The sequence below is a fragment of the Pseudomonas sp. PS01301 genome (assembly GCF_029960215.1).
GTDB lineage: Bacteria > Pseudomonadota > Gammaproteobacteria > Pseudomonadales > Pseudomonadaceae > Aquipseudomonas > Aquipseudomonas coleopterorum.
In genome coordinates, this window is the sequence record NZ_JASCPM010000063.1 from 1 (window position 1) to 19,649 (window position 19,649).

Annotated in this window: 18 protein-coding genes; 8 read left to right on the forward strand and 10 right to left on the reverse strand. The window is 62.1% G+C overall.

The annotated features are described in order from the left end of the window. Nucleotides 1-99: 99 nt before the first annotated feature. Both leuD and leuC read right to left on the reverse strand, forming a co-directional pair. On the reverse strand, nt 100-741 hold the full coding sequence (gene leuD, locus QMX89_RS21210) for a 3-isopropylmalate dehydratase small subunit (RefSeq protein WP_056843284.1): 642 nt from the start codon (nt 739-741) through the stop codon (nt 100-102). Next, nucleotides 738-2,171, reverse strand: a complete 1,434-nt coding sequence (leuC, locus tag QMX89_RS21215; protein WP_134721543.1) for a 3-isopropylmalate dehydratase large subunit — start codon at nt 2,169-2,171, stop codon at nt 738-740. The genes leuD and leuC overlap by 4 nt, the downstream gene beginning before the upstream one ends. Nucleotides 2,172-2,307: 136 nt before the next feature. Between leuC and QMX89_RS21220 the strand changes: the two genes are divergently transcribed. Next, entirely contained in the window at nt 2,308-3,219 is a 912-nt protein-coding gene (locus QMX89_RS21220) for a LysR family transcriptional regulator (protein ID WP_049861080.1), read from the forward strand. Here the strand turns inward: QMX89_RS21220 and QMX89_RS21225 are convergent. Both QMX89_RS21225 and ybaK read right to left on the reverse strand, forming a co-directional pair. Then, the gene (locus QMX89_RS21225) at nt 3,196-3,990 is read right to left on the reverse strand and encodes a PhzF family phenazine biosynthesis protein (RefSeq protein ID WP_049861081.1); all 795 of its coding nucleotides are present in this window, start codon (nt 3,988-3,990) and stop codon (nt 3,196-3,198) included. The genes QMX89_RS21220 and QMX89_RS21225 overlap by 24 nt on opposite strands. A gap of 89 nt (nt 3,991-4,079) precedes the next feature. Continuing rightward, nucleotides 4,080-4,553, reverse strand: a complete 474-nt coding sequence (gene ybaK, locus QMX89_RS21230) for a Cys-tRNA(Pro) deacylase (RefSeq protein ID WP_056843286.1) — start codon at nt 4,551-4,553, stop codon at nt 4,080-4,082. A 296-nt stretch (nt 4,554-4,849) separates the two neighbouring features. On the opposite strand from ybaK, the gene QMX89_RS21235 reads away from it, so the two are divergent. From QMX89_RS21235 to glpD, 4 genes are all read left to right on the forward strand, one after another. After that, nucleotides 4,850-5,689, forward strand: a complete 840-nt coding sequence (locus QMX89_RS21235) for an MIP/aquaporin family protein (RefSeq protein WP_282349752.1) — start codon at nt 4,850-4,852, stop codon at nt 5,687-5,689. Nucleotides 5,690-5,744: 55 nt separating this feature from the next. Beyond that, nucleotides 5,745-7,247: a glycerol kinase GlpK gene (gene glpK / locus QMX89_RS21240; protein ID WP_049861084.1), complete on the forward strand. Its 1,503-nt coding sequence runs from the start codon at nt 5,745-5,747 to the stop codon at nt 7,245-7,247. A 137-nt stretch (nt 7,248-7,384) separates the two neighbouring features. Then, entirely contained in the window at nt 7,385-8,140 is a 756-nt protein-coding gene (locus QMX89_RS21245; RefSeq protein WP_049861085.1) for a DeoR/GlpR family transcriptional regulator, read from the forward strand. A 253-nt stretch (nt 8,141-8,393) separates the two neighbouring features. Further along, on the forward strand, nt 8,394-9,932 hold the full coding sequence (gene glpD, locus QMX89_RS21250) for a glycerol-3-phosphate dehydrogenase (RefSeq protein ID WP_282349753.1): 1,539 nt from the start codon (nt 8,394-8,396) through the stop codon (nt 9,930-9,932). Nucleotides 9,933-10,008: 76 nt separating this feature from the next. On the opposite strand, the gene QMX89_RS22890 is transcribed toward glpD, so the two are convergent. The 4 genes from QMX89_RS22890 to QMX89_RS21265 form a co-directional block, all read right to left on the reverse strand. Beyond that, nucleotides 10,009-10,134 carry a PA1414 family protein gene (locus QMX89_RS22890; RefSeq protein WP_330218330.1) on the reverse strand — a complete coding sequence of 42 codons (126 nt, stop codon included), beginning with the start codon at nt 10,132-10,134 and terminating at the stop codon, nt 10,009-10,011. A 149-nt stretch (nt 10,135-10,283) separates the two neighbouring features. Further along, a complete protein-coding gene (locus QMX89_RS21255; protein ID WP_056843291.1) occupies nt 10,284-11,210 on the reverse strand; it encodes a DMT family transporter in 927 nt (308 codons plus the stop codon). Between the two features lie 217 nt (nt 11,211-11,427). After that, nucleotides 11,428-11,820 carry a transcriptional regulator gene (locus tag QMX89_RS21260; RefSeq protein ID WP_282349754.1) on the reverse strand — a complete coding sequence of 131 codons (393 nt, stop codon included), beginning with the start codon at nt 11,818-11,820 and terminating at the stop codon, nt 11,428-11,430. Nucleotides 11,821-11,961: 141 nt separating this feature from the next. Next, nucleotides 11,962-13,305 carry a DEAD/DEAH box helicase gene (locus tag QMX89_RS21265; protein WP_049861139.1) on the reverse strand — a complete coding sequence of 448 codons (1,344 nt, stop codon included), beginning with the start codon at nt 13,303-13,305 and terminating at the stop codon, nt 11,962-11,964. A 184-nt stretch (nt 13,306-13,489) separates the two neighbouring features. Here QMX89_RS21265 and QMX89_RS21270 point away from each other — a divergent pair, with 184 nt between their 5' ends. After that, complete coding sequence (locus QMX89_RS21270) at nt 13,490-14,755, forward strand: mechanosensitive ion channel family protein (protein WP_282349755.1); 1,266 nt, start codon at nt 13,490-13,492, stop codon at nt 14,753-14,755. 135 nt (nt 14,756-14,890) lie between these two features. Here the strand turns inward: QMX89_RS21270 and QMX89_RS21275 are convergent, their stop codons facing one another. Next, complete coding sequence (locus QMX89_RS21275; protein ID WP_282349756.1) at nt 14,891-15,172, reverse strand: hypothetical protein; 282 nt, start codon at nt 15,170-15,172, stop codon at nt 14,891-14,893. A gap of 316 nt (nt 15,173-15,488) precedes the next feature. Between QMX89_RS21275 and QMX89_RS21280 the strand changes: the two genes are divergently transcribed. Beyond that, nucleotides 15,489-16,388: an SDR family oxidoreductase gene (locus tag QMX89_RS21280; RefSeq protein ID WP_282349757.1), complete on the forward strand. Its 900-nt coding sequence runs from the start codon at nt 15,489-15,491 to the stop codon at nt 16,386-16,388. 46 nt (nt 16,389-16,434) lie between these two features. On the opposite strand, the gene QMX89_RS21285 is transcribed toward QMX89_RS21280, so the two are convergent. Continuing rightward, nucleotides 16,435-17,319: a hypothetical protein gene (locus tag QMX89_RS21285; RefSeq protein WP_282349758.1), complete on the reverse strand. Its 885-nt coding sequence runs from the start codon at nt 17,317-17,319 to the stop codon at nt 16,435-16,437. A gap of 250 nt (nt 17,320-17,569) precedes the next feature. On the opposite strand from QMX89_RS21285, the gene QMX89_RS21290 reads away from it, so the two are divergent. Beyond that, on the forward strand, nt 17,570-19,513 hold the full coding sequence (locus tag QMX89_RS21290; protein ID WP_282349759.1) for a methyl-accepting chemotaxis protein: 1,944 nt from the start codon (nt 17,570-17,572) through the stop codon (nt 19,511-19,513). The last annotated feature ends 136 nt before the right edge of the window (nt 19,514-19,649 follow it).

Genomic DNA, 19,649 nt, shown 5'->3' on the forward strand with positions numbered 1-19,649 from the left:
CCCCGCTCCCACATCGGCGGCGAGCCTCTTGTGGGAGCGGGGCGGGCGGCGAGCCCTCTGCCCGCGAAGAGGCCAAACCTGCCTACATCAATCAATCAATCAATCCCGAAACAACCAAGGCTGGCTCGCCCGATGCTTGGCCTCGAACGCCGCAATGGCTTCCCCATCCTGCAAGGTCAGCCCGATATCATCCAACCCGTTGAGCAGGCAATGCTTGCGAAACTCGTCGATCTCGAAGCTGTACACCTTGCCGCTGGGGCTGGTCACGGTCTGCGCGGCCAGGTCCACGGTCAGCTGGTAGCCCGGCGCCGCCTCGACTTCCTTGAACAGCTCATCGACTTCCGCATCGCTGAGGATGATCGGCAGCAGGCCGTTCTTGAAGCTGTTGTTGAAGAAAATGTCGGCATAGCTGGGCGCGATCACGGTGCGGAAACCGTACTCGTCCAACGCCCACGGCGCGTGCTCGCGACTGGAACCGCAACCGAAGTTTTCCCGCGCCAGCAACACGCTGGCGCCTTGGTAACGCTCATGGTTGAGCACGAAATCCTTGTTCAGCGGGCGCTTGGAGTTGTCCTGGTAAGGTTGCCCCACATCCAGGTAGCGCCACTCGTCGAACAGGTTCGGGCCGAAGCCGGTGCGCTTGATCGACTTCAAGAACTGCTTGGGAATGATCTGGTCGGTGTCCACGTTGGCACGATCCAACGGAGCGACCAGGCCGGTGTGACGAGTAAAGGCTTTCATGCTGCGCTCCCCTGGATCAATTCACGAACGTCGACGAAACGGCCGACAACGGCGGCGGCGGCGGCCATGGCCGGGCTGACCAGGTGGGTACGCCCACCGGCGCCCTGACGGCCTTCGAAGTTGCGGTTGGAGGTCGACGCGCAATGCTCGCCCGACTCCAGCCGATCCGGGTTCATCGCCAGGCACATGGAGCAGCCCGGTTCGCGCCACTCGAAGCCCGCCTCGAGAAAGATCTTGTCCAAACCTTCGCTTTCGGCCTGCTCCTTGACCAGGCCCGAGCCCGGCACGACGATCGCCTGCTTGATGGTCGAGGCCACCTTGCGGCCCTTGGCGATGACGGCGGCGGCGCGCAGGTCTTCGATGCGCGAATTGGTGCACGAACCGATGAACACACGGTCGAGCTGAATATCGGTGATCGCCTGGTTGGCGGTCAGGCCCATGTATTTCAAGGCACGCTCGATGGAACCGCGTTTGACCAGATCCGCCTCACGGGCCGGGTCCGGCACGTTCTGGTCCACGGCCAGGACCATTTCCGGCGAAGTGCCCCAGCTGACCTGTGGCTTGATCTGCGCGGCATCCAGGCGGACCACGGTGTCGAAATGGGCATCGGCGTCGGACACCAGCCCTTTCCAGGATTCCACCGCCTTGTCCCAATCGCCGCCACGAGGCGCGAACGGGCGACCCTTGACATAGGCGATGGTCTTTTCATCGGCGGCCACCAGACCCACGCGGGCGCCCGCCTCGATGGACATGTTGCAGATGGTCATGCGGCCTTCCACCGAGAGATCGCGAATGGCGCTGCCGGCGAACTCGATGGCATGGCCATTGCCGCCAGCGGTGCCGATCTTGCCGATCACGGCCAGCACGATGTCCTTGGCGGTGACACCGAACGGCAAGGTGCCTTCAACCAGCACCTGCATGTTCTTCATTTTCTTGGCCACCAGGCACTGCGTGGCGAGCACGTGCTCGACCTCCGAGGTACCGATACCGTGGGCCAGGGCACCAAAGGCACCGTGGGTCGAGGTATGCGAGTCGCCACAGACCACGGTCATGCCGGGCAAGGTCGCGCCCTGCTCCGGACCGATCACGTGAACGATGCCCTGGCGCACGTCGTTCATCTTGAACTCGGTGATGCCGTATTCATCGCAGTTGTCGTCCAGGGTCTGCACCTGCAGACGCGACACCTGGTCGGCGATGGCGCCGATGCCGCCCTTGCGTTCCGGTGTGGTCGGCACGTTGTGATCGGGCGTGGCGATGTTGGCGTCGATGCGCCATGGTTTGCGGCCGGCCAGTCGCAACCCTTCGAACGCCTGGGGCGAAGTCACTTCGTGGATGATGTGACGGTCGATGTAGATCAGCGCCGAACCATCGTCGCGCTGCTTGACCAAATGCGAATCCCAGAGCTTGTCGTAGAGCGTTTTGCCGGCCATCAGACGTTTCCTCATCAGTGTTTCTAATCTTTCTATGCCAATAACCGCTTGGCTTGTAGGGATGATGCTATGGGGTTATCTTGAATAACTCAAATTCATAATTTTCATACTTTGGATAACCAAAAGGAATCGGCTCATGGACCTGGCCAGTCTCAATGCCTTTATTGCCATCGCCGAAGTGGGCAGCTTTTCCAGGGCCGGGGATCGCCTGCATTTGACTCAACCTGCGATCAGCAAACGCATTGCCAGTCTGGAGCAGCAGTTGGGTGTGCGCCTGTTCGACCGGCTGGGTCGGGAAGTCAATCTGACCGAGGCCGGCCGAGCGCTGCTGCCGCGGGCCTACCAAATTCTCGACGTGCTCGAAGACACCCGTCGCGCCCTGACCAACCTCAGCGGTGACGTCACCGGTCGGCTCACTCTGGCCACCAGTCACCATATCGGCCTGCACCGATTGCCCCCGCTGCTGCGCACCTACACGCGCATGTACCCCAAGGTCGCCCTGGACATTCAGTTTCTGGATTCGGAAGTGGCCTATGAGGAGATTCTCCACGGTCGGGCGGAGCTGGCGGTCATCACCCTCGCGCCCGAGCCCCACCACCTGGTGCGCTCGGTGCCGGTGTGGCATGACCTGCTGGATTTCGTCGCCGCACCTGAACATCCGCTGGCCCTGCAGGACGCGGTGAAGCTGAGCGATATCGCCGAACATCCGGCGGTGTTTCCCGGCGGCAATACCTTCACCCACCACATTGTCAGTCGTCTGTTCGAGGCTCAGGGCCTGAGCCCCAACATCGCCATGAGTACCAACTACCTGGAAACCATCAAGATGATGGTGTCGATTGGACTGGCATGGAGTGTGTTGCCGCGCACCATGCTCGACGATCAGGTGGCGCGCTTCGTACTGCCCGGTGTGCAGTTGAGTCGGCAGCTGGGCTACATCCTACACACCGAGAGAACCTTGTCGAACGCCGCCCGGGCATTCATGGCGTTGCTCGATGGCCAGGCCAGCATTTCGGCGGCGGATGAATCAGAGCTGCGGGCCCAGGAGTAGCCGCCCGCTGCTGACCAGCGTGGCATAGCCGCCGATCTTGACCCGATCGCCTTCCCTGCGGCAAAACAGCTCGCCCCCGCGGGCAGAGCACTGGTACGCGCTGAGGCTGGTCTTGACCAGGCGCTTGGACCAGTACGGAATGAGGCTGCAGTGGGTGGAACCGGTCACCGCGTCTTCGTCGATGCCAATGGCTGGGGCGAAATAGCGCGAGACAAAATCGTGATGATCACCCCGTGCGGTGATGATCACCCCAGGCCAGGGCAAGCGAGCCAGCGCCGCCATGTTCGGCTGACATTCGCGCACTGCCTGCTCCGACTCCAGCAACACGAACAGTGAGGTTGCCGCCATCACATCGACCGCCTCGCAGCCCAGCGCACGCTCCACATCCAGCGTCAGGCCCAGTTGTTCTTCAGGCATCATGGCCGGGAAATCCAGCCACAGGCGATCGCCCTCGCGGCTGACGGTCAGGGTGCCGGAACGGCTGGCGAACGACAGGCTGGTCGCGGTTTCACCATAGACGTGGAACAAAACGTAGGCGCTGGCCAGAGTGGCATGACCGCACAAGGGCACTTCGGTGCGCGGCGTGAACCAGCGGATGTGCCAGCCCTGAGCCTCGCGCACCATGAATGCGGTCTCGGCCAGGTTGTGTTCGGCAGCGATCTTCTGCATCAGTTCGTCGGCCAGCCAGCTGTCCAGGCGATAGACGATGGCCGGGTTGCCAGCAAACGGATGTTGGGTAAACGCATCGACCTGATGGAAATCCAGTTGCATGGCATTCCTCGCTGTAGCGGAAAGGGGTAGCGCCCAGGCCGTGGGCTATCGGCGTTCGACTCGTGGAGTCGATGAATAATTTCTTGCGCTCATCCAGCACGGCCGATATCGGCGAAGCAGCCTTGGGTATGCTCGGCCAGCAACTGCGGCGCCAGTTCCACTTCCAGCCCGCGTCTGCCGGCGCTGACATACACGCTGGGCAACGTCGCTGCGGTTTGATCGATGAATGTGCGCAGGCGCTTTTTCTGCCCCAAGGGGCTGATGCCGCCCAGCAGGTAGCCGGTGGCGCGCTGCGCGGCCTGTGGGTCTGCCATCTCGCACTTCTTGACCCCCGCCGCCTGTGCCAGTGCCTTGAGGTCCAGAGAGCCGGTCACAGGCACAACTGCCACCAGCAGTTCGCTTTTTTCAGTGGCCGCCAGCAAGGTCTTGAACACCTGCGCCGGGGCCAGGCCAAGCTTTTCGACCGCTTCCAATCCGTAGGAGGCGGCCTTGGGATCGTGTTCATAGGCATGCACCCGATGGTCGGCGCGATGCTTCTTCAAGAGGTCCAGGGCGGGTGTCATGCAGGGACTCCAGACAAATAAAACCGATGCCCGGCATTAGGACACAGGCAGGCAAGCCACGCCAACCGTGGCTTTGCCGCAAATGGACGAATCCGTTCTCGACCATTGAACGAACTCGTTCACTTTCGACCTTTGACAGCGGCGTTTCTTGTCTATATTTTTTCGTTTGTGAAGATAGGCACGATAGTACAATGTGCTGAAAGGTTGTAATCCGGCGTGCGATGGGGATCGCACGACGGCAGATTCCAGGCGCCAGAAACGGCGTCAGACAAAAAAAACAATTGGGGTAAAACACGATGACCGCACAGCAACAACCGACCCTGTCGGGTCAGTGCATTGCCGAGTTTCTCGGAACCGCACTGCTTATCTTCTTCGGTACCGGCTGCGTCGCGGCGCTCAAGGTCGCAGGGGCCAGCCTCGGCCTATGGGAAATCAGCATCATCTGGGGCGTCGGCGTGAGCATGGCGATCTACCTGACCGCTGGCGTGTCCGGAGCGCATCTGAACCCGGCTGTCAGCATCGCCCTGTGCCTGTTCGGCGGTTTCGAAAAGCGCAAGCTGCCCTTCTACATTCTGGCTCAGGTTGCCGGCGCGTTCTGCTCGGCGGCACTGGTCTACACCCTCTACAGCAGCCTGTTCTTCGATTACGAACAGACCCATGGCATCGTCCGCGGCACGCAGGCGAGCCTGGAAACGGCGAGCATCTTCTCCACCTATCCGCACGCGGCGCTGTCCATCGGTCAGGCTTTCCTGGTCGAGATGGTTATCACCGCCATTCTGATGGGAGTGATCATGGCCTTGGGCGACGAGCACAATGGCCTTCCGCGCGGCGCCATGGCACCGTTGCTGGTGGGTTTGCTGATCGCCGTGATCGGCAGCTCAATGGGCCCACTGACCGGCTTCGCCATGAACCCGGCCAGGGATTTCGGTCCCAAGCTGATGACCTTTATCGCCGGGTGGGGTGAAATAGCCTTCACCGGTGGCCGTACGATTCCCTATTTCATCGTGCCCATCGTGGCGCCGATCGTAGGTGCCTGCCTGGGCGCCGGCGCTTACCGGGTACTGATCGCCCGCCATCTGCCCAACTCGCTCAACGAGTCGGCCAAGGCGGCCGCATCGAAGGTCCAGGCCTCCTGAGCCTGCACAGCTACTCCATTCCGCATCTATTTCAAACTTGCGCAAGGCCATCGACATGACCGATACCGACAACAAGAACTACATCATCGCCCTGGACCAAGGCACCACCAGCTCGCGAGCCATCATTTTCGACCGCGACGCCAATGTCGTCGGCACCTCGCAGCGCGAGTTCGCCCAGCACTACCCGCAGGCAGGCTGGGTGGAGCACGATCCGATGGAAATCTTCGCCACCCAGAGCGCGACCATGGTCGAAGCCCTGGCCCAGGCCGGGTTGAGCCACGCCCAGGTCGCAGCCATCGGCATCACCAACCAGCGTGAAACCACCGTGGTGTGGGACAAGAACAGCGGTCGCCCGATCTATAACGCCGTGGTCTGGCAGTGCCGACGCAGCACCGAGATCTGCCAGCAGCTCAAGCGCGATGGCATGGAAGACTACATCAAGCAGACCACCGGCCTGGTCGTCGATCCGTATTTCTCGGGCACCAAGCTCAAGTGGATTCTGGACAACGTCGAAGGCAGCCGCGAGCGCGCCCGCAACGGCGAGCTGCTGTTCGGCACCATCGATAGCTGGCTGATCTGGAAATTCACCGGCGGCAAGGTCCACGTCACCGACTACACCAACGCCTCGCGCACCATGCTCTTCAACATCCACACGCTGGAGTGGGACGAGAAGATGCTGCAGACCCTGGACATCCCCCGCGAGATGCTGCCAGAGGTCAAGTCGTCGTCGGAAGTCTACGGTCACACCAAGAGCGGCATCGCCATTGCCGGTATCGCCGGCGACCAACAGGCCGCCCTGTTCGGCCAGATGTGCGTCGAACCCGGCCAGGCCAAGAACACCTACGGCACCGGTTGCTTCCTGCTGATGAACACCGGCAAGAAGGCCGTGACCTCGCAACACGGGATGCTCACCACCATCGGCTGCGGCCCGCGTGGCGAAGTGGCCTACGCCCTGGAAGGCGCCGTGTTCAACGGCGGCTCGACCGTGCAGTGGCTGCGCGACGAACTGAAGATCGTCAACGACGCCTACGACACCGAATACTTCGCCAGCAAGGTCAAGAACACCAACGGCGTGTACCTGGTACCGGCCTTCACCGGCCTGGGCGCGCCCTACTGGGACCCCTATGCCCGTGGCGCACTCTTCGGCCTGACCCGCGGCGTGCGCGTGGACCACATTATTCGCGCCGCACTGGAATCGATCGCCTACCAGACCCGCGACGTACTCGACGCGATGCAACAGGACTCCGGCGAACGCCTGAGCGCCCTGCGCGTGGACGGCGGCGCGGTGGCCAACAACTTCCTCATGCAGTTCCAGGCCGACATCCTCGGCACGCCGGTGGAGCGTCCGCAGATGCGCGAGACCACGGCTCTGGGCGCCGCCTACCTCGCAGGCCTGGCATGCGGCTTCTGGGGCAGCCTGGACGAATTGCGCGGCAAGGCCGTGATCGAGCGCACCTTCGAGCCGCTGCTCGATGAAGCCGGCAAGGAAAAACTCTACGCCGGTTGGAAAAAGGCCGTCGAACGCACCCGCGACTGGGAACCGCACGAAGAACAGTGATCGAGCAGGCACCGGCCGGGCAATCCGGCCGGTGCCTCGCGGATTGATGCAATGCCGGCCCCTGCAATCAAGTCTGGCGATGGGGGCCTTTCCTGCGGCATCATGCATGCTTTTGCATGGCAGCCAAAGGAAGCCCCATGAACCTGCCTCCCCGCCAACAGCAGATCCTTGAACTGGTACGCGAACGCGGCTATGTCAGCATCGAGGAAATGGCCCAGCTGTTCGTCGTGACACCGCAGACCATTCGGCGTGATATCAACCAACTGGCCGAGGTCAACCTGCTGCGCCGTTACCACGGTGGCGCCGCCTACGACTCGAGCATCGAGAACACGGCCTACGCCATGCGTGCCGACCAGATGCGTGACGAGAAACAACGCATCGCCGAAGCCATCGCCGCCCAGATCCCCGACCACGCTTCGCTGTTCATCAACATCGGCACCACCACCGAATCCATCGCTCGCGCCCTGCTCAACCATAGCCATCTGAAGATCATCACCAACAACCTGCACGTGGCCTCGATCCTCAGCGGCAAGGACGATTTCGATGTGCTGCTGGCCGGCGGCAACGTGCGTCGCGACGGCGGCGTGGTGGGTCAGGCCAGTATCGACTTCATCACCCAGTTCAAGGTCGACTTCGCCTTGGTCGGCATCAGCGGCATCGACGAAGACGGCAGCCTGCTGGACTTCGACTATCAAGAGGTTCGCGTTAGCCAGGCGATCATCGCCAACGCGCGGCAGGTCATCCTGGCCGCCGACTCGAGCAAGTTCGGCCGCAATGCCATGGTTCGCCTGGGCCCGATCAGCCTGATCGATTGCCTGGTCACCGACCAGCCCCCCGTCCCCGCCCTGCTGCAATTGCTACAACAGCACAAGATCCGTCTCGACATCGTCTGACCCTGTGGCAGCGGCGCAAGCCGCGCCCTTCCCCCGCCCGTTCGCCCACGAACCCCACCCGGCAAGGGTCGCGTTCGGTTGCACGCACCTCTGATGTTCACATTTCTTCGCTTTCGCCTGCGACGATCAACAAATTCAATCATCTTCGACTGGCTAACCCCTACGTATTGGGCTAGTATTTTCGAAATTGAACATTGATGTTCGAATTCAAAGCACTCATTCGAACGCTCCTTGATAAACGCAGGAGGCTGCCATGCCCCATTCGACCTTGCCCCGCCAACCGTTGGCTGAAATCTACGACGTCGCCGTGATCGGTGGTGGTATCAATGGTGTGGGGATCGCCGCCGACGCTGCCGGGCGTGGGCTCTCCGTCTTTCTCTGCGAGAAGGACGACCTTGCCAGCCACACCTCGTCGGCCAGCAGCAAGCTGATCCACGGTGGCCTGCGTTATCTGGAACACCATGAATTCCGCCTAGTGCGCGAAGCGCTGGCCGAACGCGAAGTGCTGCTGGCCAAGGCCCCGCACATCGTCAAGCCGATGCGTTTCGTGTTGCCGCACCGGCCTCATCTGCGTCCTGCATGGATGATCCGCGCCGGCCTGTTCCTCTACGACAACCTGGGCAAGCGAGAAAAACTGCCCGGCTCGCGCAGCCTGCGTTTCGGTGCCGACAGTGCACTCAAGCCAGAAATCACCCGTGGCTTCGAATACTCCGACTGCTGGGTGGACGACGCCCGTCTGGTGGTATTGAACGCCATGGCCGCGCGGGAAAAAGGCGCACACATCCACACCCGCACCCGCTGCATCGATGCGAAGCGTGTGGACGGTGTATGGCAAGTCAATCTGCAGCGCGAAGACGGCAGCACCTTCACGTTGAAGGCTCGCGCCCTGGTCAACGCAGCAGGCCCTTGGGTGGCGAAGTTCATCCGCGACGACCTGCAACTGCAATCCCCGTACGGCATCCGCCTGATCCAGGGCAGCCACCTGATCGTGCCACGTCTGTACGAAGGCGAGCAGGCGCATATCCTGCAGAACGAAGACCAGCGGATCGTCTTCACCATTCCGTACCTGGACCGCTTCACCATCCTGGGCACCACCGACCGCGAGTACACCGGCGATCCGTCCAAGGTGGAAATCACCGACGCTGAAACCGACTACATCCTCAAGGTGGTCAACGCCCACTTCAAGAAGCAGGTCAGCCGCAGCGACATCGTGCGCACCTATTCCGGTGTTCGCCCGCTGTGCAACGACGAGTCGGACAATCCATCGGCCATTACCCGCGACTACACCCTGTCGCTCAGCGGCGGTCAGGGTGAAGCGCCGATCCTGTCGGTGTTCGGCGGCAAGCTGACCACCTATCGCAAACTGGCGGAGTCGGCCATGGCGCAGCTCAAGCCATTTTTCACGCAGATGCGCGGCAGCTGGACGGCGACCAGTGCCCTGCCTGGCGGCGAAGACATGACCACGCCCCAGGCACTGGCTCAGGCCATGCGCGCCAAGGCACCTTGGCTGCCAAGCGGGCTGGCTGAACGCTGGGCCGTCAGCTACGGCAGCCGCAGTTGGAGCCTGATCGAAGGCGCACAGTCGCTGGCCGATCTGGGCGAAGAACTGGGTGCAGGCTTGTACAGCCGCGAAGTGGATTATCTGTACGAGCAGGAATGGGCCACACGCAGCGACGACGTCCTGTGGCGACGCAGCAAGCTGGGCCTGTTCGTCGACGAAGCGGCCATCGCACGGGTAGACGCCTACCTGGCCAAGATCGACGCCAGCCGCGCGAACACTCAGGCGGCTTGAACCACGCCAGCGATGCCTACAACGAAAAACGCCCCGTAAGGGGCGTTTTGCATGGCGCGAGGCGGGCCGAAAAGGCTCAGCGCCGTGGACGCTGTCGTGGTCGGTGGTTATCGACCGGGATGGGCACAGGCTGCGGCGGCGGTGGCACCAGCCCCAATGCGACAGCCAAATCATGGAGCCAGTTGTACAAGTTACCGTTCATATCGCCCCCCTTCAGGGAAAAACCCTAACGACGGTCATGGTCCGTCGCTTCTGTTCGATCATAGCGCTAAGCGACGTAGGATGCATGCACGCACTTGTGTCGAAAAGTCGCAGTCCTACTAATTGATCATGGACCCGGCGAGTAATTCATTACGTTATCCAGATTCGTAATCGGCGGCGCACCCACTGCTCGGCACTGACCAGGGTGATGCCCAGCAGCACGCAAACCGCCCCCAGAATGAAGTTCATGCTCAACGGCTCGCCCAGCAATACCACACCGAAGGTCACGCCGAACAAGGGCGTCATGAACGAGAACACGGCAAGGTTGGACGCCAGGTAGCGGCGCAGCAGCCAGAACCAGATCAGAAAGCTGGCAAAGGAGACCACAACGCCTTGGAACAACACGCTGGCGGTGCCAATGGGCGTGAAGGTGACATGGCTGAACTGGCCCGTGGCGAGGGCGATGATCAACAGTCCAACCACGCACACGATCAGTTGATAGAACAAGGTCAGGGCAACGGGCGCTTCGGACAGCCGTGAGGTGCGTACCACCACCGTGGTCGCCCCCCAGCAGAGCCCCGCCATCAAGCCCATGGCGTCCCCCAGCAGCATGCGCCGATCCAGATGCTCCCAGGAGATGCCTCCCGCGAAAGCAAAGGCGATACCGCTGAACGCCAGGGCAATGCCTAGCCATTGCAAAGGCCGCAGTCGCTCCCCTGGCAGCAGCGCATGCAGGCCGAGTGCGGTAAAGACCGGCGCGGTGTAAAGAAAGACCGACATGTGCGCCGCCGAGGTCAGCTTCAGTCCTTCGGCGATGAACAGGAACTCCAGACCGAACAGCGAGCCGGCGGCCAGCCCGGCACGCCAGGTATAGGGCACATGCCCCCAACCACCGCGCCAACAGAGCAGCATCGCCACCAGCACCGCGGAAATACCCGAGCGCATGGCCGCCTGCATCACCGGAGCGATATCCGCAGCAGCCCATTTGATGGTGACCTGCTGGATCCCCCAGATCAGGCACAGCCCCAGCATGACCTTGAGGGCGAAGCCATCGGTCTGACGACGTTCCGCGCTCATGGGACAAATGACCTCGGCATCACAGTGCTCTCCCGCAAGGAAAACACCAGTGTATCAAGCCATACAACCCAAGGCTTTCAATGGTACCGAGCATTCCGAAAGATGACCGCTACGGCACGGATTCATGTGGGAGCGGGGCGGGCGGCGAGCCCTCTGCCCGCGAAGCAGGCGCCGCGAAGTTTCAGGCAGACCGCCCTACCGAATTATCCGCCCCAATTCAAACAATCTGCGGCTTACTGGCCACTTCATCAAAAGTCGCCGGGTCCAGCGCATCATCCTGATCATCGAGCACTTCGAGCCCGTGGTCATTATCCGGAATACTGCTATCTATCAGGCTCAACAGGCTGGACCCGCGCAAGGTCAGCTGGAAATTGCGCCCCGTGCCGCCCTCACTGTCCGGACGCTGCTCGATGAAGCCCCGCTCCAGCAACAGCGCTTGATAATCGCTCGCTTGAGTCGCCAACTGATCGACAGCGGCCGACGTATCACCCAGCGCGGTAGTCGCCTCGGCGTGGTCCTGAGCGTAGATATCTGGGGTGAAATCCTGATGGGCGCCGTTCTGCACTTCGTGCAACAGACGCTCGATCAATTGCCAGTTGTAAGTGGTCATCCGGAAGAACCTCCAACACATGAGTGAAAGGGCTTGCCAGGCATGGGACCGGGTGGGTGCGGGGGAGTTGCGGGAAGACGGCTTTGCGGGGTGTTTTGGCAGGTCTGGCCTCCGGAGGGAAGCAGACCTGCCCTACGCAGGTTACTCGCTGACGGCAGGCTTGCGGCGCTTGAGCGGCGCCAGGCCGTCCTGGCTCACCAAAGCCGGGGTATCGGCCTTGGGACGGTTGACGCTCTTGCGCTTGGTCGGGCCCTTGGCGACGCTTTTCTTGTCGCCCTTCTTGTCCTTGTCGGTCTTTTTCTTCTTCACGCCGACCGCCTTGCCCGACGCCTTGACCTTCTTCGGTCCGCCGTAGGTACCCTTCACTTCCTTGATCACGCGACGCTCGAAGGTCTGCTTGAGGTAGCGCTCGATGCTGGACATCAGGTTCCAGTCACCGTGGCAGATCAGGGAAATCGCCAGGCCTTCGTTGCCGGCACGGCCGGTGCGCCCGATGCGGTGCACGTAGTCATCGCCGCTGCGCGGCATGTCGAAGTTGACCACCAGGTCCAGACCGTCCACGTCCAGACCACGGGCCGCGACGTCGGTGGCCACGAGGATCTTCACGCCACCCTGCTTGAGGCGGTCGATGGCCAGCTTGCGGTCTTTCTGGTCCTTGTCGCCGTGCAGGACGAAAGCCTTGTATTCCTGTGCCACCAGACGCCCGTAGATACGATCGGCCATGGCCCGGGTGTTGGTGAAGATGATCGCCTTCTGGTACGTCTCGTTGGCCAGCAGCCAGTTGAGGATCTGCTCCTTGTGGACGTTGTGGTCGGCCGTGACGATCTGTTGGCGAGTGCCCTCGGCCAGCTGGCTGACGTTGTTGATCAGCAGGTGCTCGGGGTCCCTGAGCACCTTGCCGATCATCTCGCGCAGACCGGCGCCGCCGGTGGTCGCCGAGAACAGCAGAGTCTGTTCACGCTGGGCACACTCCTGGCTCAGGCGCGTCACGTCTTCGGAGAAGCCCATGTCGAGCATGCGGTCGGCTTCATCGAGCACCAGCACCTCGACGTTCTTGAGGTCCAGGTTGCCAGCGTTCAACTGCTCCAGCAGACGGCCCGGCGTACCGATGAGGATGTCCGGCACCTTGCGCAGCATGGCGGCCTGCACCTTGAAGTCTTCACCACCGGTGATCAGGCCGGCCTTGATGAAGGTGAACTGGCTGAAGCGCTCCACTTCCTTCAAGGTCTGCTGCGCCAGCTCGCGGGTCGGCAACAGGATCACGGCACGGATGTCGACGCGGACCTTGGCCGGCCCCATCAAGCGGTTGAGGATCGGCAGCACGAATGCCGCGGTCTTGCCGCTGCCGGTTTGCGCCGTCACCCGCAGGTCGCGCCCTTGCAAGGCCAAAGGAATGGCCGCTACCTGCACCGGCGTCGGCTCGACAAATTTCAGCTCGGCGACGGCTTTGAGCAGGCGTTCATGCAGGGCGAATTGGGAAAACACGGGTGTTACCTCGACGGAGTACATAAATTCGACTGCATAGGGTACCGGTTTGCGGACGATTAGCCGAATTTCTTTACCCGTAACTCGGTAAATTGCGTGCAAATCTTTCCAGGCGTGGCGATTGCCCTGCGCAATGGGCTTTAATCCCCGCCCCCTTTTCAACTCGGGAGCTGCACGCCCACCCATGAATATCGAATCGCTCTGGCAACAAACCGTCACCTTCGTCACGGGCCTCGACGACCAGCCGATCCTGCAAGCCGGTGTGTCACTGTTCCTGCTGCTGATCGCCGCCTTCACCCTGGGCCGCCTGGCACGCTTTCTCATCCTGCACGCGGTCAAGCTGCTCAGCCGCCGACCTTCGCTGCACTGGCTCACCGACTTCCTGCACAACAAGGTCTTCCACCGCCTGGCGCAAATGACGCCGTCGCTGGTGGTGCAGTTCAGCCTCGGCCTGATCCCGGTGCTGAGCGACAACAGCAAGCACGTCATCGGCAACATCGCGCTGGGCTTCACCATCCTGTTCATGGTGCTGGCGCTGGGCGCCCTGCTCAATGCCCTGCTCGACATCTACGCCCGCACCGAACACGCCCGCACCCGCTCGATCAAGGGCTACGTGCAACTGGCGAAGATGATCCTGTACATCTTCGGCGCGATCATTATCGTCGCCACCTTGATCGACCGCTCGCCGTTACTGCTGCTGTCCGGCCTGGGTGCCATGTCGGCGGTCATCCTGCTGGTCTACAAAGACACCCTGCTGTCGTTCGTCGCCAGCGTGCAATTGACCAGCAACGACATGCTGCGCGTCGGCGACTGGATCGAAATGCCCCAGGTGGGCGCCGACGGCGACGTCGTCGACATCACCCTGCACACGGTGAAGATCCAGAACTTCGACAAGACCATCGTCTCCATCCCCACCTGGCGCTTGATGAGCGAGTCGTTCAAGAACTGGCGCGGCATGCAGCAGTCCGGCGGCCGTCGCATCAAGCGGGCGCTGAACATCGATGCCAGCGGCGTGCGTTTTCTCGACGAACAGGAACAGCTACGCCTGACCCAGGTGCATCTGCTCAGCGGCTACGTCAGCAGCAAGCAGGCCGAACTCAAGGCCTGGAACGCAGCCCAGGGCGAAGTGGCTGAACTGTCCGCCAACCAGCGCCGCATGACCAACCTGGGCACCTTCCGCGCCTACGCCCTCGCGTACCTCAATGCCCACCCCGACATCCAGCCGAACATGACCTGCATGGTCCGGCAGATGGAAGCCACCGCCGAAGGCGTACCAGTGGAAATCTACTGCTTCACCCGCACCACGGCCTGGGCCGAGTACGAGCGGATTCAGGGGGATATCTTCGATTACCTGCTGGCCGTGCTGCCGGAGTTCGGGTTGAGCGTGTACCAGAAGCCCAGCGGCGCAGATCTGCGCGGTGGGTTGGTAGCGGTGACTGGCCCGCATTGAAAGCAATGCCTTTCGTAGGAGCGGTCCGTGGCCGCGAACCAGGCGCTGCGGTGTACTAGGCACTACGCAGTGCGCCCTTCGCGGCCGATGACCGCTCCTACGGCATGCCGCAGCCTCGGTGGAAACGAACCAGACTCACCCCTCCGACTTCGCCTTCTCCTCCCGTTCCGCAGCCGAATGCTGGGTCTCTGCTTCCTTGTCACCGTCCGTCATCCACGGCTTGGCGCTTTGCTGTGCCTTGTCGATCGTCTCGTTGATCTGCTTGGCGGATTCGCTGAAGGTGTCGCGCGCAGCTTCGACCAGTTGTGCCTTGGACGTTTCGATGACTTTGTTCGCAGCATTCTCGGCCGCGTCACAGCCGGCAAGAAGTACGGTCAACGCGACCACGGCCGAGTAAGCGATCAGTCTGGACGACATGGAAACCTCTGCAAAAGATGGGGATGCGCCAGATCATACCGTTACCATTTTTTGCCGAAGGCAGGATTCTGAATCAAGGTGTGTCTTGGTAGAGCTCGCCTGTCGAGCCGGTATTTTGCTGTACAGGTGACGGGGCGGAGGGCCTCGCACGCAGAGGGCTCGCCGCCCGCCTCGCTCCCACAGGATTGCGCACACCCTCACTTTTGTTTCATCCAGAAAAACTGAACGATGACTTTCTACGCGCCCTCCATTTTCAGGACTACCCGATGCTGTGCAGCACCGTACAGCCCCGAGCAAGCTTAGAGGACACTGCCTTATGACTACCGAAAACCAGTACAGCATGCAGAACCCGCTCACCCAATACCCGACCCCGGAATTCCCCAAGCAGCCGCAAACGGCGCCCGGGACCGTGCATAAAATGCAGCCGGCGGCGGATCATGGGGAAACCAGTTACAAGGGGTTTGGCCGGATGGTCGGGCGCAAGGCGCTGATTACCGGGGCTGACTCTGGCATTGGCCGTGCAGCAGCCATCGCCTATGCTCGCGAGGGTGCCGACATCGTCCTCAACTATCTGCCCGAGGAAGAAGCTGATGCCCGGGAAGTGGTCGCGTTGATCGAGGCCGAAGGGCGCAAGGCGATTGCCGTGCCAGGCGACTTGAAGGATGAAGCGTTCTGCAATTCTCTGGTCGAGCAGGCGGTCAAGGCGCTCGGCGGGCTCGACGTGCTGGTCAACGTCGCTGGCAAGCAGACCGCCCAGAAGGACATCGCCGAACTCACCACCGAGCAGTTCGACGCGACGTTCAAGACCAACGTTTACGCGATGTTCTGGCTGTGCAAGGCGGCGCTGCCGCACCTGCCAGCGGGTGCAACCATCATCAATACGGCGTCGATCCAGGCCTATCAGCCGTCGGAAACGTTGCTCGACTACGCGCCCACCAAATCGTCGATCGTGGCGTTCACCAAAGCCCTGGCCAAGCAGGTCATCGGCAAGGGTATCCGGGTCAATGCCGTGGCACCGGGGCCGTTCTGGACACCTCTGCAGCCCAGCGGTGGCCAACCCCAGGAGAAGATCCCCGAGTTCGGTTCGGAAACACCCATGGGTCGTCCAGGGCAGCCAGCCGAGTGCGCGCCGATCTACGTGCTGCTGGCCACTCAGGAATCGAGCTACATCACCGGCGAAGTGTTCGGTGTCACCGGCGGCAACCCACTGCCCTGAGCCTTGCTGGAACGGGCGTCGCCTACGGCACGCCCGCCCTCCTCTTTCAGTACGCCATGGACAGACTCAGGGTCACCTGAGGCACGACGCTGTCGGTCTCTCCGTCCGGGCCGCTGAGTTCGCGCAGGGTGCCGTCGCGGTAGATGGCCAAGGCCTCGGCGCGCGCGCTCCAGCGGGTTTCGCTCCATTGGAAGGGTTGCTCGAGCGCCAGTCCGGTACGGGCATACAGGCGATCACCTGAATCGGGACCGTAGAAACCGTTCCAGCCGACTCCGAGGGCACTGGGGAAACTCAAGCGCAGGCCTGCATCGCTCAAGTTCATGCCGGGCTCCAGGGTGCCTTGGGTGTAGAGGCCGCTGTCACCCTGAGTGCGGCTGGTGATGGCCAGTCCCGGTCGCCACGCGCCGAACCCGGCGTCAGCCTGATAGGCCAGGGTGAAACTTGCCTCCTGTGTGGTGGCGGCGACATCGTTGGGGCTGGTCTTGACGGTATAGACGAAGCCCAGTCGCAGCCCCTCGCTGGGCGAAACCACCAGACCGAGCAGGTTGTTGCTCTCGTACCAACGGCGTGGGCTCACCGTCTCGTCGCTCGACGCGCTGTGGAAACCGTTGCTGGTGCTGAACACCAGCCAGGCATCGGCGCTACCGTCGGCGGCCTGGTGCAGGTCCAGGGCGAAGCCGGCCTGGGCATGCAACGGAATCCGATCGAGGCTGGCGGCGTCATCGTCGTAATTGCCTCGCGCGAAATCACCATTGCGGGCATCGATGCTCAATTGCGGGTGAAAGCGGCCGGAGGCCTCGCTGATCTCGACACTGCCCAATGCGGCATCTTCGGTTTCGATGGAAGGCACGCTGCGCGGCGCAGCCAGGCAGGGTTGCATGACCGCTGCCAGCGCAGCGGCGAGCAGAGGAAGGCGAGGTACGGTGGGCATGCGCGAAGGCTCTGTGAGGAAGGTCGCTCTGTAGACTCTGCACGGTTGGGAAAGTACCGCCGAACAACGCTCATCCCTCACTCTTTTCGATACTCCGCCCCTCCGTCTGTCCGGTCGCCGATGGGCCTCATTCAGATTTGCCGTTCGTCGCCGATAGTTAGAAAACACTCAAAAGAATATGCCCAAAGTTCACGCTGCACGTCTTGTCTTTTTCTGCCGACCAACACTTACAACACCAGCGGAATAGTCCATGAACATCAAGCAAAAACTCACCTGGGGCTTTGCGGTCATCGCCTGCCTCCCCGTCATCGTGGTGGCCGTGCTCGTCGTCTTCAACCTGCGCGAGGCGGCCAGGGCCGACTTCGTCGACAGCAGCGGCCGTGAGATCCGGCAGATCGACAATGGCATCAAACAGTTCTTCGACGGCATCAGCCAGAACGTCGAGTACATCGCCAAGGATCCTCGTATCGTCGCTGCCAGGGATCTGAAGAACTACACGGGCGCCGATGCAGCGCAGGTGCCTCTGACCGAGAGCAATCGGCGCCTGCTGGACATCTTCGACGGCTTCGCCAAGACCCATCCGAGCACGGCTTACCTGTCGCTGGGCTTGAGCGACGGTGGTTACGCCAGCTGGCCCGATGACCCCAAGATCGCCAATTACGACCCGCGCCAACGGCCCTGGTACAAGGCTGCGATGGCCGCTCCGGGAACCACGGTGCGCACGGGCGCCTACTATTGGGCACCGGACGATGTGTCGTTGATCGGCACGGTGCGCAGTGTCACCGACGCCGCAGGCCAGGTGGTCGGCGTGGTCGGCCTGGATGTGTCGCTCAAGCAGATGACCGAACTGGTGAAGAACATCAAGCTGGGCAACAGCGGCTACCTGATGCTGATCGAAGCCAATGGCAACGTGCTGGTGGATGCCAGCGATGCGAAGCACAATTTCAAACCGCTGGCCGACCTGGGTGGCAACTACGCCGAGTTGGCCAGGCATGGCGATGGTTCGACTCAGATCGAGATCGACGGCAAGCTCTACATGGCCAACATCGTCAGCTCGGCCGGGCTGGGCTGGCGGTTCATCGGCCTGATCGAGCGCGAAGAAGTGATGGCCCAGGCTTCGAACCTGACCTGGCTGATCGCGGCCATCGCGGCAGTGCTGGCCGTGGTGTTCGCCTTGGTTGGCGCCAGCTTCGCCGGTGTCATCGTGCGTCCGATCCGTGGCGTCGCCAACGGTCTGCAGGAGATCGCCGAGGGCGAAGGCGACCTGACGCGTCAGCTCAAGGTCCAGGGCAAGGATGAAACGGCGGCGCTGGCGGGCTGGTTCAACCAGTTCGTGGGGATGATCGCTCAATTGGTGCAACGCATCGGCACCGCGTCTTCCGATCTGCAAGTGGCCGCTGCCGACACCCAGGAGGTGGCTCGCAACATGGACGAAGTTGCCGGTCGCCAGCGCGAAGCGGTGGAACTGGTCAGCACCGCGTTCAACGAAATGGTCGCCACCGCCAACGAAGTGGCCCGTTCCTGCGGGCAGGCGGCCACCAGTGCGGACAACGGTTATCAGCAAGTCCACGACGGCCAGCAGCGCATTGGCGAGGCGACCACCAGCGTGCTCAGACTGAGTTCCGAGCTGCAGCAATCGACCGAAACCATGCAGCTGCTGCAGCAGGACAGCAAGAACATCAACAGCATTCTGGACACCATTCGTTCGATCGCCGAACAGACCAACCTGCTGGCCCTGAATGCGGCCATCGAAGCGGCTCGGGCCGGTGATCAGGGTCGCGGTTTTGCGGTGGTCGCCGATGAGGTACGGGCCCTGGCTCGGCGTACGGCCGACTCGACCGGCGAGATCGATGGGCTGCTAGGCAACCTTGCCCGCCGCACCGAGGTGATCACTCAGCAGATGCAGGGCAGCCTGCAGGTGTCCCAGGACAGCGTCGAATGCATCCAGTCGGCGCGGGACAGCTTCGACAAGATACGCACGTCGGTCGATTCGATACGCGACCAGAACAACCAGATCGCCACGGCCGCCGAAGAGCAGCATCAGGTGGCCGAAGAGATCAACCGGCACATCGCGCAGATTCATGCCGATGCTCAGTTGGTCGAGGAGTATGCGCACACGGCGCAGTCGGGATCGGGGCGTCTGACGGACATTTCCGGGAACCTGCGGGGCCTGGTCGGGCGCTTCAAGGTGTGACGCCGAAAATCCGCGGCGCCTTCTTCGCGGGCAGAGCCCGCTCCCACAATTTGTTGGTGCTCCACAGGTTAGCAGCACCCCGCAATGGGGCAGGCGAGCACCGCTCCACTGTGGGAGCGGGGGCAGCCCCCCACCG

What these genes read in the sequence shown, in the direction of transcription:
- QMX89_RS21255 (WP_056843291.1), bottom strand. Translation starts at nt 11,210, where the DNA reads ATGAGCGCGGAACGTCGTCAGACCGATGGCTTCGCCCTCAAGGTCATG.
- QMX89_RS21225 (WP_049861081.1), bottom strand. Translation starts at nt 3,990, where the DNA reads ATGCAACTGGATTTCCATCAGGTCGATGCGTTTACCCAACATCCGTTT.
- QMX89_RS22890 (WP_330218330.1), bottom strand. Translation starts at nt 10,134, where the DNA reads ATGAACGGTAACTTGTACAACTGGCTCCATGATTTGGCTGTCGCATTG.
- glpD (WP_282349753.1), top strand. Translation starts at nt 8,394, where the DNA reads ATGCCCCATTCGACCTTGCCCCGCCAACCGTTGGCTGAAATCTACGAC.
- QMX89_RS21220 (WP_049861080.1), top strand. Translation starts at nt 2,308, where the DNA reads ATGGACCTGGCCAGTCTCAATGCCTTTATTGCCATCGCCGAAGTGGGC.
- QMX89_RS21290 (WP_282349759.1), top strand. Translation starts at nt 17,570, where the DNA reads ATGAACATCAAGCAAAAACTCACCTGGGGCTTTGCGGTCATCGCCTGC.
- QMX89_RS21235 (WP_282349752.1), top strand. Translation starts at nt 4,850, where the DNA reads ATGACCGCACAGCAACAACCGACCCTGTCGGGTCAGTGCATTGCCGAG.
- QMX89_RS21280 (WP_282349757.1), top strand. Translation starts at nt 15,489, where the DNA reads ATGACTACCGAAAACCAGTACAGCATGCAGAACCCGCTCACCCAATAC.
- QMX89_RS21285 (WP_282349758.1), bottom strand. Translation starts at nt 17,319, where the DNA reads ATGCCCACCGTACCTCGCCTTCCTCTGCTCGCCGCTGCGCTGGCAGCG.
- ybaK (WP_056843286.1), bottom strand. Translation starts at nt 4,553, where the DNA reads ATGACACCCGCCCTGGACCTCTTGAAGAAGCATCGCGCCGACCATCGG.
- QMX89_RS21275 (WP_282349756.1), bottom strand. Translation starts at nt 15,172, where the DNA reads ATGTCGTCCAGACTGATCGCTTACTCGGCCGTGGTCGCGTTGACCGTA.
- QMX89_RS21260 (WP_282349754.1), bottom strand. Translation starts at nt 11,820, where the DNA reads ATGACCACTTACAACTGGCAATTGATCGAGCGTCTGTTGCACGAAGTG.
- QMX89_RS21270 (WP_282349755.1), top strand. Translation starts at nt 13,490, where the DNA reads ATGAATATCGAATCGCTCTGGCAACAAACCGTCACCTTCGTCACGGGC.
- glpK (WP_049861084.1), top strand. Translation starts at nt 5,745, where the DNA reads ATGACCGATACCGACAACAAGAACTACATCATCGCCCTGGACCAAGGC.
- leuD (WP_056843284.1), bottom strand. Translation starts at nt 741, where the DNA reads ATGAAAGCCTTTACTCGTCACACCGGCCTGGTCGCTCCGTTGGATCGT.
- QMX89_RS21245 (WP_049861085.1), top strand. Translation starts at nt 7,385, where the DNA reads ATGAACCTGCCTCCCCGCCAACAGCAGATCCTTGAACTGGTACGCGAA.
- leuC (WP_134721543.1), bottom strand. Translation starts at nt 2,171, where the DNA reads ATGGCCGGCAAAACGCTCTACGACAAGCTCTGGGATTCGCATTTGGTC.